Origin of the sequence: Mycobacterium sp. SP-6446 (assembly GCF_001954045.1) — a bacterium.
Classification (GTDB): Bacteria; Actinomycetota; Actinomycetes; order Mycobacteriales; family Mycobacteriaceae; genus Mycobacterium.
This window is the reverse complement of sequence record NZ_MBEM01000176.1, coordinates 1-11796: the sequence shown is the minus strand read 5'-3', so window position 1 is coordinate 11796 and position 11796 is coordinate 1. Positions and strand designations below refer to the sequence as shown.

The following is an 11796-nucleotide window of genomic DNA, read 5'->3' as shown; positions in this document are numbered from 1 at the left end:
CCCAGTTGCCACCCGACTCGCAACGGGCTACTTGATCCCATTCGCCATCGGTGGCCGCTGCGGCCTGACCGGCCAGGGCGATGCTGCCGCCACCAAGTACCGCCCCGGTAAAGGCGATCTTGGCGACGCTGATGTTGGAACTAGTGGGCTTACGGTGCCGTCCACTCATGCGCGCCGAAATTTCCTCTCTCGTTCGCGCCTGCGAGGTCAGCTGTCGGGTTCGGGTTGGAGAGGCTACCCGGCCGGCGTCGTCCTGCCGACGACACTGGCTTCACCCCAAGGAGCCGCATGCGACTCCAGTCCGATCACGGTGGACCGGTGGGTCCCCCGCCTCCATCCAGGTACGGATTCCCCGCCCTATTGGATGGAGCTCGGCGCGATAGGGAGGGGAGGAACGCCACCGGTAACTTGGCGAGCCTCCGGAGACGCTAGCGGGTTCTGTTGGTCTCGTCACGTTGGGCGACACCCGGCGTTTCGCTCACGGTCATCAGGAAAACCGCCAGGACCGCCGCACGATCGCGCAGGTCAGAGCGCCCGAGATCGGAGCGTGTCCGCGCCGTTATCAATCCGTTATGTGACGCGTTTCACACCGTCAGCCGCCGGCGAACGGAGGCAGCACGTCGACAGTGTCACCCGATCGCAACGCCTTGGTTTCGTCGCGAACGGCGATTCCGTCGCACAAATACGAGCATCGGCTCAGCACCGTGGCCAGACGAGTACCCGGGACCGCCAGTCGTTCAACCAATTCGGCCACAGTGGTGCCCGGCCGCAGGATCACCGACTCCGATTCGGCTCCGGCGGCGGCGCGCGCCGCGGCGAAGTAGCGAACCGTGACCCGAATTCCGTCCGGTTCGACGGGAAGTTCAGCCACCGATCGAACTCATCGGCCGGTCGGGCTGGATGAAGTTGGGGTCGTTGATGCCGTGGCCGGCGGGCTTGCCCCACATCGCAGTACGCCAGGCCGCCTCGATCGCGTCGTCGGGCGCGCCGCCACGCAACAGGCCGCGGAGGTCGGTCTCCTCGGCCGCGAACAGGCAGCTGCGAATCTGACCGTCGGCCGTCAGCCGGGTGCGATCGCACGTCGAGCAGAAGGCATGCGACACCGAGGCGATGACGCCGAACTTTCCGGCCGGCGTGTTCGGGCCCGTGTCGACCAGCCAGAGTTCGGCCGGCGCCGACCCACGCGGCGCGGGATCGGGCCGCAGCCGAAAGTGCGGGCGCAGCGTCGCCAGCACGTCGTCGGCCGTCAGTGCGGCATCCCGGCGCCACTGGTGTCCGGCGTCCAGCGGCATCTGCTCGATGACCCGCAGTTGGTAGCCGTGCTCGAGGCAGAACCGCAACAGCTCAACGACGTCCTCGCGCCCGGTGGCGGGATCGAGCACGGCGTTCACCTTCACCGGCGCGAGACCCGCCGCCTTCGCAGCGTCCAAGCCGTCCAGCACGTCACCGAGCCGGTCCCGGCGGGTGATGGCCGCGAAGCGGGCCCGGTGCACGGTGTCCAGGGAAATGTTGACCCGGTCCAGTCCCGCCTCGGCGAGCGCTGCGGCGCGGCGCGCCAGTCCGACACCGTTGGTGGTCAGCGAGATCTCCGGTCGGGGCCGCAGGCCGGCCGCGGCGGCGACGACCTCTTCGAGATGGCGGGCCAGCAGCGGCTCACCGCCGGTGAACCGCACGCTGGTGATGCCGAGCCGGGTCACCGCGATGCGCATCAGCCTGGTCAGCTCGTCGGCCCGCAGCAGTTGCTCCCCGGGCAGCCAGTCGAGCCCTTCGGCGGGCATGCAATAGCTGCAGCGCAGGTTGCAGCGATCGGTCAGCGACACCCGCAGGTCGGTGGCGGCCCTGCCGTACGTGTCCAGCAACGGGCCATCGGTTGGCGCGTCGCCGTGCGTCCGGCTCGCATTGGTGCCGGGCACGGTCGGGAGACCGAGAGCGGTCAGGGTCATGCGGCCACCCGTCCTACGGCCGGCGCGTCGACCGGAACGATTTCCTTGCCCAGCGGCATCAGCGACACCGGGATCAATTTGAGGTTGGCCAGCGCCAGCGGAAGGCCGATGACGGTGATCGCCATGGCCACCGCGCTCACCAGATGACCGATCGCAAGCCACAATCCGAACAGCAATATCCAGATGACGTTTCCGATCAGGGCGCCCGTGCCGGCGGTCGGCTTTTCGACGATCGTCCGGCCGAATGGCCACAACGCGTAGGACGCGATCCGCAGCGAGGCGAAGCCGAAGGGGATGGTGATGATGAGCAGAAAACTGATCAGCGCCGCCAGCAAGTATCCGGCGGCCATCCAGAGGCCGCCGAATACAAGCCAGATAATGTTCAGGATCAGGCGCATATCTCCTCCAGCGGTCCTCCCAGCCTACCGAGTAACCCCTAAACGGGGGTGCTGGGCGGGCAGCCATCCGAGTAGGATCTGAATCCGCATCGCGTCCTGCACAGGCGGGGCGCTTCTTGTGTTGTCCATTCCTAGTTATCCGTTAGACAAGCAGGTGAGACGAGTGCCGACCGGCAAGGTGAAGTGGTACGACGCCGACAAGGGGTTTGGCTTCCTGTCGCAGGAGGACGGCGAGGACGTCTATGTCCGCTCGTCGGCGTTGCCCGCGGGTGTCGAGGGCCTCAAAGCCGGGCAGCGGGTGGAGTTCGGCGTGGCGTCGGGCCGGCGTGGACCGCAAGCGTTGAGCCTCAAGCTGATCGATCCGCCGCCCAGCCTGTCCAGGCCGCGCCGCGAGGGACCCGCCGAGCACAAGCACAGCCCCGACGAGCTGCACGGCATGGTCGAGGACATGATCACGCTGCTGGAGAGCACCGTGCAGCCGGAGTTGCGCAAGGGGCGCTACCCGGACCGCAAGACGGCGCGCCGGGTTTCCGAGGTGGTCAAGGCGGTCGCGCGGGAGCTCGACGCCTAAATCCGACGCTGTGCGCCGGCTTCCTTCGTGAGTAATGTCCCAGAGTGGGTATTCAACTCGCGACAATTGAGCGAGGAGGCTGCGATGGCACAGCAGGCGCAAGTCACCGAGGAGCAGGCGAGAGCTCTCGCCGAGGAATCCCGCGAAAGTGGTTGGGATAAACCGTCGTTCGCCAAAGAGTTGTTCCTCGGGCGTTTTCCGTTGGAGCTCATCCACCCATTTCCCAAGCCGTCCGACGCCGACGAGGAGCGCATCCGCGCGTTTCTCGACAAGCTGCGGCAGTTTCTGGACACCGTCGACGGCAGCGTCGTCGAGCGCGACGCGCAGATTCCCGATGAATACGTGAAGGGCCTGGCCGAATTGGGCTGCTTCGGAATGAAAATACCGGCCGAATACGGCGGCCTGGGCATGTCGCAAGTCGCCTACAACCGCGCGCTGATGATGATTTCGAGCGTCCATCCCAGTCTTGGCGCGCTGTTGTCGGCCCATCAGTCGATCGGGGTACCCGAGCCGCTCAAACTCGCCGGGACCGACGAGCAGAAGCGGAAGTTCTTGCCGCGGTGCGCCGCTGGGGCCATCTCGGCATTTCTCCTTACCGAACCCGATGTGGGCTCGGACCCGGCGCGCCTGGCGTCGACGGCCACCCCGATTGAAGACGGCAAGGCGTACGAACTCGAGGGCGTGAAGTTGTGGACCACCAACGGAGTCGTCGCCGAACTGCTGGTGGTCATGGCCCGGGTGCCTAAGAGCGACGGCCACCGCGGCGGAATCAGCGCCTTCGTGGTCGAGGCCGATGCGCCCGGGATCACCGTGGAGCGGCGCAACAAGTTCATGGGGCTGCGCGGCATCGAGAACGGTGTGACCCGGCTGCACCGTGTTCGGGTGCCCAGCGAAAATTTGATCGGCCGCGAAGGCGACGGGCTCAAGATCGCGCTGACCACACTCAACGCCGGACGGCTGTCGCTGCCCGCGAGCGCGACGGGGTCGGCCAAGTGGGCGCTGAAGATCGCGCGCGAATGGTCCGGGGAGCGTGTGCAGTGGGGCAAGCCGCTGGCCAAACACGAAGCGGTGGCCAGCAAGATCTCGTTCGTCGCCGCGACGTGCTACGCGCTTGACGCGGTGCTCGAGTTGTCTTCGCAGATGGCCGACGAGGGCCGCAACGACATCCGCATCGAGGCGGCGTTGGCCAAATTGTGGGCCAGCGAGATGGCCTGCTTGATTGTTGACGAGGTTTTGCAGATCCGGGGTGGGCGGGGCTATGAGACCGCGGAGTCGCTGGCCGCGCGCGGCGAGCGCGCGGTGCCCGTCGAGCAGGTGGCGCGGGACCTGCGGATCAATCGCATCTTCGAAGGATCCAGCGAGATCATGAGGCTGCTCATCGCCCGCGAAGCGGTCGATGCCCATTTGAGCGCCGCCGGCGACCTCGCCAAGGCCGACGCCGGTCTTAAGCAGAAGGCCGCCGCGGCGGTCGGCGCGAGCGGGTTCTACGCAAAGTGGTTGCCGCAGCTGGTCTTTGGCGAAGGGCAGCGACCGAAGGCCTACAGCGAGTTCGGGCCGCTGGCGTCACACCTGCGGTTCGTAGAACGCTCCACCCGCAAGCTGGCCCGCAACACCTTCTACGGGATGGCACGGTGGCAGGCCAAGCTGGAGCAACGGCAGGGATTCCTCGGCCGCATCGTCGATATCGGTGCCGAGCTGTTCGCGATGTCCGCGGTGTGCGTGCGCGCCGAAGGCCAGCGGGTCGCCGACCCGAACGTCGGCAAGCAAGCCTACGAGCTGGCCGCGACGTTCTGCCAGCAGGCGACCCTGCGCGTCGAGGCGCTGTTCCACGAGCTGTGGAGCAACACCGACAGCGCCGACGTCCAGCTGACACACGACGTCATGGAGGGCCGCTACACCTGGCTCGAAGAGGGGATCGTCGACCAGTCGGAGGGCACCGGGCCGTGGATCGCACACTGGGAACCGGGCGAATCGACCGAGACCAACCTGGCTCGGCGGTTTCTGACGGTGTCCGCCGCGCCGACGGAGGCGAATCTCTAGGAGGCGCAGTCGTCATGGCCACCTACGTTGCCGGGTCGGGTGAATTCACCCGCGACACCAACTACATCACCACCCGCATCACCGCCGACGGGCGCGACGGCTATCCCGTCGAGCCGGGGCGGTATCGGCTGGTGGTTGCCCGCGCCTGCCCGTGGGCGAACCGCACGATCATTGTGCGGCGGCTGTTGGGCCTGGAAGACGTTCTCTCCATTGGCTTTTGCGGGCCAACCCACGACGAGCGCAGTTGGACTTTCGACCTCGACCCGGGCGGCGTCGACCCGGTGCTGAAGATCCCGCGGCTACAGGACGCCTACTTCAAGCGGTTCCCCGACTATCCCAAGGGCATCACCGTCCCGGCGATCGTCGACGTTCCGACCGGCGCGGTGGTCACCAACGATTTCGCGCAGATGACGCTGGACTTCTCCACGGAATGGACCGCCTACCACCGCGAGGGCGCGCCGCAGCTATACCCCGAGCCGCTGCGGGCCGAGATCGACGAGGTGAGTAAGAGGGTCTACACCGAGATCAACAACGGCGTCTACCGCTGCGGCTTCGCCGGGTCGCAGCAGGCCTACGACGCCGCCTACGACCGGCTGTTCACCGCATTGGATTGGGTGAGCGATCGCCTGAGCGCGCAGCGATACCTGGTGGGCGACACCATAACCGAGGCGGACGTGCGGCTGTTCACCACGCTGGCCCGCTTCGATCCCGTCTACCACGGGCATTTCAAATGCAATCGAAGCAAACTGTCCGAGATGCCGGTGTTGTGGGCATACGCGCGCGACCTGTTCCAGACGCCCGGTTTCGGCGACACCATCGACTTCGTCCAAATCAAGCAGCACTACTACATCGTGCACGCCGACATCAATCCCACCAGGATCGTGCCCAAGGGGCCGGACCTGGCTAGCTGGCTGAGTCCACACGGCCGGGAAGCGTTGGGAGGCAGGCCTTTCGGAGACGGGACACCTCCCGGGGCGCCGCTCGAGGCCGAGCGGGTTCCAGCCGGTCACGGCGCGTAACGCCTTTCGGGACTGCTTTTTCCGCCGAATGTCGACTTGTAGGGCGAAATCGAATCGAGTGTGCGCCCACGGCAGCGACACGCCGCTGGATGCCGCCCTGAGCGCACACTCAACGCGCTAACGCGCTAAGAAACCAGGCGCACTGACCATTCCGCGTGCGGGGCATCGCGTAGCTCGCCGGAGGGATCGACCACCAGCGTCAGCAACTGCACCACGATCCCGGTCAATCGCCCGCGATGCGGGTCGACCGTTGGAATGGTGACCGCGAGCCGGGTCCCCGGGCGAAACATGGTGGTGGCGGTGTTGGCGGGATCCTCGTATACCTGCAGCAGTCGCCAGGGTGCCCGCGAAATGGCCTCGGGCACCGAGAGCTGCACTGGATAGCGGTCGGTGACCTTCAATTCGCCCTGCGCCTGCGGTGTCTGACAGTCATCGAGGTTGAGTACGTTGCAGTACAGGTACGGCCCCACCCGGGTCAGATGCCCATGCGAATACACGCTGATCTCGGGTCGCTGCGGGCCGGGCCGGCGGACGAGTAGCCAGGTTCCCACCCCGGCCCCCACGGCCAGCAATGCCACCACGGCCGTAAGCAGCACGGCCACACCGCGTTTCACTCCGGCACCGCCGCGGGGCGCCGGCCATGGCCGCGATGCGAGGTCTCCTGCTCGACCATGACCGGCCGGTTACCCCCGAGGCCGGGAATCAACGAGTTGCCGCGGAAACTGACGACGGTCTGCGCCAGCCCCAGAATGAGCAGGGCGCTGACCGCGGTGAAGCCGACCCACAATTCGGTGTAGACCATGACGCCGAGCGCACCGCCGAGCACCCAGGCCAGCTGCAGCGTCGACTCGGACCGTCCGAACCCCGATGCCCGCGACTCCTCGGGCAGGTCGTGTTGCAACGACGCGTCCAGGGACGCCTTCGCGATCGCGCTGGAACCGGAGGTGACCAGGGTGGCTATCACGGCCACCAGCAGGTTGCCTGCCACGGCTGCGGCCAGGGCGACCGCGCACACCGCCACCGTGCAGCGCACCACCAGCACGGCCGGCCTGCCCAATTTCAGCCGTGCGCTGGTGAAGTTGCCGGCGAAGTTGCCGATCGCGGCTGCGGCCCCGATCATCCCCAGCATGGCGAGCTGGGCCCAGCCGTCGGCTTGGTGCGACTTGGCGACGAACGCCGGATACAGGAACAAGAAGCCGACCATCACCTTGATGGTGCAATTCCCCCACAGCGAGGTGATGATGTTGCGGCCCAACGGTTGTCGCAGCGTCCCGCCGACCTTCTTGACCTCTTCGGGCCAGCTTCGCCGGAGCGGGTTGCTGTCCTTGCGATAGCTCAGGGTGGCCGGGACCTCGCCCGCGGTCACCTCGACCCAGCGCGGAATCCGCATCGACAGCAAGGCGCCGGCGACCGTGACCGCGACGACCACGAACAACGCCCCGGGCAGCTTGAACAGGTGGGTGCAGACGAACTCGACGCCGCCCGCGATGGCGCCGCCGGCGATGGTGCCGCCCAGTAGCCCGAAGACGGTGAGCCGAGAGTTGACCCGCACCAGGTCGATGCTCGGCGGCATCACCCTGGGCGTCACGGCGCTGCGCAGCACACTGAACGATTTCGAGAAGACCATCATGGCCAGCGCGCAGGGATAGAGCACCATCGACGGGAAGCTGCCGGTGGCGCCGTCGTAGTTCACGATCAGCACCACCGCCAACGCCGTGCGGAGAGCGAACGACAGTGCCAGCGCGACGCGGCGGCCGTGCTGCAAGCGGTCCAGCGCCGGGCCGATCAGTGGAGCGATGACCGCGAACGGCGCGATCGTGATCAACAGGTAGAGCGCAACTTTCGACTTACTCTCCCCGGTGGCCGCCGCAAAGAACAGCGTGTTGGCCAGTGCGACGGCCATCGCGGAGTCGACCGCGAAGTTCGCCACCACGGGCCACGTCAGCGCCGTGAGGCCGGACTTGTCGGCGCCGTCGGCGGTGGCCGCCCGCTGGACCATCCAGTACATGCGGGAGCCCATCTCACGGCTTCGTTGCGCCGCCGCGCGGGTGACGGTGATCCGTTCGCCGGAGGCGGGCCCACGCGGGGGCGTGGGCGGGCGGTCCGGTTCGGGCTGCTGGCCCAGCGGTGGGAGATAGCGGTTTGCGCTGGGCGTGGGCACCGAACGGCGAGCCCGCCGGTAGTCGTGGTCGTCGGCGGGGTAATTGGCCATGCCGGGGTGCTGGTTGCCCGGTTCGTTGCGCGTCCGGCGGCCCGGGTGGGAGGCCACCCGGCCGGGATCGTCACGCCGCCGCCCAGACACAAATCAATTCTGTCCTATCCCGCCAGGCAACCGGGTGTGGCTCGCCAACCTAGTATTGGAGGCGCAGTGCAGAGAGGGGACAGCGTGACCGGATCCATCGGGGAATCCGCCGTAGCAACCGAGGCCGAGTGGCCGGCAGGGTTGGCGGCGGTGCTCACGGGTGCGGTCGACGCGGCCCGGGCGGCCGTCGTCGAGTTCGCTGGCGCCGAGGCCGTCGGGGATTACCTGGGCGTCAGCTACGAAGATCCCAGCGCCGCCACGCACCGGTTCCTGGCCCATCTGCCCGGCTACCAGGGATGGCAGTGGGCCGCCGTCGTCGCGGCCTATCCGGGTGCCGATCACGCGACGATCAGCGAAGTCGTGCTGGTGCCCGGGCCGACGGCGCTGCTGGCGCCCGAATGGGTGCCGTGGGACCAGCGGGTGCGGCCAGGGGATTTGAGCCCCGGGGACCTGCTGGCGCCGGCCGCAGACGACCCGCGGCTGGTGCCCGGCTACGCCGCCAGCGGCGACCCGCAGGTCGACGAGACCGCCGCCGAAGTGGGGCTTGGCCGCCGCTGGGTGATGAGCGCATGGGGCCGCGCCGAGGCCGCCGAACGGTGGCACACCGGGGACTACGGTCCCGATTCACCGATGGCGCGATCCACCAAACGCGTGTGCCGCGACTGTGGTTTCTTCCTGCCGCTGGCGGGGTCGCTCGGCGCGATGTTCGGGGTGTGCGGCAACGAGCTGTCCGCCGATGGGCACATCGTCGACAAGCAGTACGGCTGCGGCGCGCATTCCGATACGCCCGCCGCCGCGGGCACCGGCTCGCCGATGTATGAGCCGTACGACGACGGCGTGCTCGATGTTATGGACAAGCCCGCGGAGCAGCCGGCGCCGGAACCGATGGAAGAGCCCCAGCCGGAATCGTCGGAGGAGCCGACCCCGGAGCCGTCGGACTAGCTTTTCTCGGCGGCGGCTTTGATGTTCGCGAGCGAGGCGTTCATGCCCTCGACCAATTCGCGTTCGAAGTTCGACGTTCCGCCGAAGAGGGTTTTCACCGAGACGTTCGAGAACGCGCTGACGCCGTTTTCGGCGTGCCGGCTCTCAATCACCCGGGTGCCATCGCCGCTCGGCTCGAGCTCGTAGCTCCAGATCGTGCGATTGGTGTTGACCCGGAACGCCAACTTCTTCTCCGGAACGACTTCGACGACTGTGCATGTGGTGGTCCAGAACAAGCGTTTGCGGCGGTTGAGGTTGAGCGTGCGGGTGCCGGGGCGCAGCGGGCCGAAGGGCTTCATCCACCGACACTGCGGGCTCCACTCGGGCATCCGCCGAAAGTCGGAGATCAACGCCCAGACCTTCGAAGCCGGCGCGTCGATGTCGACCTGCGCTTGCAGTAGCGGGGCTACCATTGCACCTCCCTATTTGGGGTCGAGATAGTTTTCGAGTCCGGTTTGCGCGCCACGGTCGCCGCGCCGTGCGGCGGCGACCTGCAACACGACGATGCTGCTACCGAGCAACCCCGTGCCCAGCCCTGCGAGCGTCACCGGTCGCCAACCCTCGAGCGCCGGTACGACGAACGCGGCCGCCGCGGCGACGAGCCAGCCCAGGAAGCCCACGACCACGACGGGCCAGACCTGGAGCAGCATCGGCGGCAGGGCCGGCGCCTCCGGGCTTTCGCCAGCTCCGGTCTCGCCGGGCGCGCTTTCGCCGGGTGCTACAGACATCACGCTCAACATAGCCTGCGCTCCGGCGTGGGGCGCGTTCGTGTTCCTAGTTAAGGGCTTCCGATGTAACCTCGCGCCATGCCTGACAGCGATGCGCGGCTGGCCAGTGACTTGTCGCTGGCCGTCATGCGGCTGGCCCGCCAACTACGCTTCCGAAATCCGTCGTCGCCGGTGTCGCTGTCGCAGCTTTCGGCGCTCGCGACGCTGGCCAACGAGGGCCCGATGACACCAGGCGCGCTGGCGATTCGGGAACGGGTCCGGCCGCCGTCGATGACCCGGGTGATCGCCTCACTGGCCGACGAGGGCTTCGTTGACCGCGCCCCGCATCCCGTCGACGGCCGGCAGGTGCTGGTGTCGGTGTCCGAGTCCGGCGCCGAGTTGGTCAAGGCGGCCCGGCGAGCCCGCCAGGAGTGGCTGGCCGAGCGGCTGGCGACGCTCGACGGCGACAAGCGCGCCACCTTGCGCGAGGCCGCCGATCTGATGTTGGCCCTGGTCGACGAAAGCCCGTGACCGACGGCCCGAACGTCCAGGACGTCGATGATCCCGACGATCCGCGTCTCGACGATTTCCGCGACCTGAACAGCGTCGACCGCCGTCCCGATCTGCCCACCGGAAAAGCGTTGGTGATCGCCGAAGGCGTCCTGGTCGTGCAGCGCATGCTGGTGTCGCGGTTCAGCCCGCACGCCCTGCTCGGCACCGACCGCCGGCTGGCCGAGCTCAAAGCCGACCTCGCCGACTGCGCCGCGCCGTTCTACCGAACCTCCGCCGAAGTCATGGCGCGCGTGGTCGGCTTTCACCTCAATCGGGGCGTCCTGGCGGCCGCGAGGAGAGTGCCCGAGCCCAGCGTCCCGCAGGTCGTCGACGGCGCCCGCACGGTCGCGGTGCTCGAAGGCGTCAACGACCACGAGAATCTGGGCTCGATCTTTCGTAACGCGGCGGGGCTGGGAGTGGACGCGGTGGTCTTCGGCAGCGGCTGCGCCGATCCGCTGTATCGGCGCGCGGTTCGGGTGTCCATGGGTCACGCGCTGTTGGTGCCGTACGCGCGGGCAACCAACTGGCCCGGTGACCTGATGACGCTGAGGGACAAGGGATTTCGTCTGCTGGCGATGACTCCGCACGGCCAGGCCTGCGCGCTGGCCGAGGCGATGGCCGCGGCGCGCGATGAACGTGTCGCGGTGTTGGTGGGAGCCGAGGGGCCGGGGTTGACGCCGGCCACGCTGCGATTGAGCGATGTGCGGGTACGCGTCCCGATGTCGCGGGGTACCGATTCGCTCAACGTCGCGACCGCGGCGGCTTTGGCGTTCTACGAGCGGGTTAGGCTCGGCCCGTGAGCGACCAGCGCTCCCAGTCTGTGCCGTGGGCAACGGGTTTGACGGTGGCCGGGTTTGTCGCGGCGGTCACGGCGGTCGCGATCGTCGTGCTCAGCCTCGGGCTGGTGCGAGTACATCCGCTGTTGGCCGTCGGGCTCAACGTCGTGGCAGCCGGGGGACTGGCACCGACGTTGTGGGGATGGCGACGCACCCCGGTGCTGCGGTGGTTTGTGTTGGGTGCCGGCGTCGGTGTGACGGGAGCGTGGCTGACGCTGCTCGCGCTGGCGGTGTCGTAGTTAGCGCTGCCCGCCGGAGCGCACCCCGAGCAGCACGTCCTCCCACGCGGGAATGACCGGCTTGCCACGTCGCGTGTGGACCGGCTGCTCCTGGGGCGTGGGGGGGGGGGGGGGGGGGGGGGGGGGGCCCCCGCGGGGGGGGGGGGGGGGGGGGGGGGGGGGGGGGGGGGGGGGGGGGGGGGGGGGGGGGGGGGGGGGGGTGTGGGGG

At 68.2% G+C, this 11796-nt stretch carries 14 protein-coding genes, 2 pseudogenes and 1 riboswitch; of the genes and pseudogenes, 7 read left to right on the top strand and 9 right to left on the bottom strand.

Annotated elements, in window-relative coordinates; translation table 11 throughout:
• The 4 genes and pseudogenes from A5736_RS15830 to A5736_RS15815 all read right to left on the bottom strand — a co-directional run.
• Positions 1-169: pseudogene (locus A5736_RS15830) on the bottom strand (transglycosylase family protein); the annotation flags it as partial.
• 12 nt (positions 170-181) lie between these two features.
• Positions 182-387, bottom strand: a riboswitch (cyclic di-AMP (ydaO/yuaA leader).
• A gap of 205 nt (positions 388-592) precedes the next feature.
• Entirely contained in the window at positions 593-871 is a 279-nt protein-coding gene (locus tag A5736_RS15825) for a MoaD/ThiS family protein (RefSeq protein WP_076122461.1), read from the bottom strand.
• Positions 864-1943, bottom strand: coding sequence for a GTP 3',8-cyclase MoaA (moaA, locus tag A5736_RS15820; RefSeq protein ID WP_076247257.1), 1080 nt, complete (start codon positions 1941-1943; stop codon positions 864-866). The genes A5736_RS15825 and moaA overlap by 8 nt, the downstream gene beginning before the upstream one ends.
• Positions 1940-2341, bottom strand: coding sequence for a YccF domain-containing protein (locus tag A5736_RS15815; protein WP_076122459.1), 402 nt, complete (start codon positions 2339-2341; stop codon positions 1940-1942). Before A5736_RS15815 ends, moaA begins: the two co-directional genes overlap by 4 nt.
• 163 nt (positions 2342-2504) lie before the next feature.
• On the opposite strand from A5736_RS15815, the gene A5736_RS15810 reads away from it, so the two are divergent.
• From A5736_RS15810 to A5736_RS15800, 3 genes are all read left to right on the top strand, one after another.
• Positions 2505-2912 carry a cold-shock protein gene (locus A5736_RS15810; RefSeq protein ID WP_076057904.1) on the top strand — a complete coding sequence of 136 codons (408 nt, stop codon included), beginning with the start codon at positions 2505-2507 and terminating at the stop codon, positions 2910-2912.
• An 84-nt stretch (positions 2913-2996) separates the two neighbouring features.
• The gene (locus A5736_RS15805; RefSeq protein ID WP_076247256.1) at positions 2997-4952 is read left to right on the top strand and encodes an acyl-CoA dehydrogenase family protein; all 1956 of its coding nucleotides are present in this window, start codon (positions 2997-2999) and stop codon (positions 4950-4952) included.
• Positions 4953-4966: 14 nt separating this feature from the next.
• Positions 4967-5971 (top strand): glutathione S-transferase family protein, encoded by a 1005-nt coding sequence (locus tag A5736_RS15800; RefSeq protein WP_076122457.1) that lies wholly within the window; start codon positions 4967-4969, stop codon positions 5969-5971.
• A gap of 125 nt (positions 5972-6096) precedes the next feature.
• Here the strand turns inward: A5736_RS15800 and A5736_RS15795 are convergent, their stop codons facing one another.
• Positions 6097-6585 carry a DUF2771 domain-containing protein gene (locus A5736_RS15795; RefSeq protein ID WP_076122456.1) on the bottom strand — a complete coding sequence of 163 codons (489 nt, stop codon included), beginning with the start codon at positions 6583-6585 and terminating at the stop codon, positions 6097-6099.
• On the bottom strand, positions 6582-8240 hold the full coding sequence (locus tag A5736_RS15790) for an MFS transporter (protein WP_139333347.1): 1659 nt from the start codon (positions 8238-8240) through the stop codon (positions 6582-6584). Before A5736_RS15790 ends, A5736_RS15795 begins: the two co-directional genes overlap by 4 nt.
• A gap of 117 nt (positions 8241-8357) precedes the next feature.
• Between A5736_RS15790 and A5736_RS15785 the strand changes: the two genes are divergently transcribed.
• Complete coding sequence (locus A5736_RS15785; RefSeq protein ID WP_139333345.1) at positions 8358-9215, top strand: DUF3027 domain-containing protein; 858 nt, start codon at positions 8358-8360, stop codon at positions 9213-9215.
• On the opposite strand, the gene A5736_RS15780 is transcribed toward A5736_RS15785, so the two are convergent.
• Positions 9212-9667, bottom strand: a complete 456-nt coding sequence (locus tag A5736_RS15780; RefSeq protein ID WP_076122453.1) for an SRPBCC family protein — start codon at positions 9665-9667, stop codon at positions 9212-9214. The two genes, A5736_RS15785 and A5736_RS15780, sit on opposite strands and share 4 nt — an antisense overlap.
• Positions 9668-9676: 9 nt before the next feature.
• Positions 9677-9982 (bottom strand): DUF2530 domain-containing protein, encoded by a 306-nt coding sequence (locus A5736_RS15775; RefSeq protein ID WP_076122452.1) that lies wholly within the window; start codon positions 9980-9982, stop codon positions 9677-9679.
• A gap of 78 nt (positions 9983-10060) precedes the next feature.
• On the opposite strand from A5736_RS15775, the gene A5736_RS15770 reads away from it, so the two are divergent.
• From A5736_RS15770 to A5736_RS15760, 3 genes are read left to right on the top strand one after another with little or no spacing between them, the layout of a single operon-like run.
• Positions 10061-10492 carry a MarR family transcriptional regulator gene (locus A5736_RS15770; RefSeq protein WP_076122451.1) on the top strand — a complete coding sequence of 144 codons (432 nt, stop codon included), beginning with the start codon at positions 10061-10063 and terminating at the stop codon, positions 10490-10492.
• Entirely contained in the window at positions 10489-11313 is an 825-nt protein-coding gene (locus tag A5736_RS15765) for an RNA methyltransferase (RefSeq protein WP_076247251.1), read from the top strand. Before A5736_RS15770 ends, A5736_RS15765 begins: the two co-directional genes overlap by 4 nt.
• The gene (locus A5736_RS15760; RefSeq protein ID WP_076057895.1) at positions 11310-11588 is read left to right on the top strand and encodes a DUF2537 domain-containing protein; all 279 of its coding nucleotides are present in this window, start codon (positions 11310-11312) and stop codon (positions 11586-11588) included. Before A5736_RS15765 ends, A5736_RS15760 begins: the two co-directional genes overlap by 4 nt.
• Here A5736_RS15760 and A5736_RS27240 read toward each other — a convergent pair.
• Positions 11589-11796: pseudogene (locus A5736_RS27240) on the bottom strand (DUF3071 domain-containing protein); the annotation flags it as partial. It abuts the gene before it with no gap.

What these genes read in the sequence shown, in the direction of transcription:
- A5736_RS15800 (WP_076122457.1), top strand. Translation starts at nt 4,967, where the DNA reads ATGGCCACCTACGTTGCCGGGTCGGGTGAATTCACCCGCGACACCAAC.
- A5736_RS15775 (WP_076122452.1), bottom strand. Translation starts at nt 9,982, where the DNA reads ATGTCTGTAGCACCCGGCGAAAGCGCGCCCGGCGAGACCGGAGCTGGC.
- moaA (WP_076247257.1), bottom strand. Translation starts at nt 1,943, where the DNA reads ATGACCCTGACCGCTCTCGGTCTCCCGACCGTGCCCGGCACCAATGCG.
- A5736_RS15815 (WP_076122459.1), bottom strand. Translation starts at nt 2,341, where the DNA reads ATGCGCCTGATCCTGAACATTATCTGGCTTGTATTCGGCGGCCTCTGG.
- A5736_RS15805 (WP_076247256.1), top strand. Translation starts at nt 2,997, where the DNA reads ATGGCACAGCAGGCGCAAGTCACCGAGGAGCAGGCGAGAGCTCTCGCC.
- A5736_RS15770 (WP_076122451.1), top strand. Translation starts at nt 10,061, where the DNA reads ATGCCTGACAGCGATGCGCGGCTGGCCAGTGACTTGTCGCTGGCCGTC.
- A5736_RS15780 (WP_076122453.1), bottom strand. Translation starts at nt 9,667, where the DNA reads ATGGTAGCCCCGCTACTGCAAGCGCAGGTCGACATCGACGCGCCGGCT.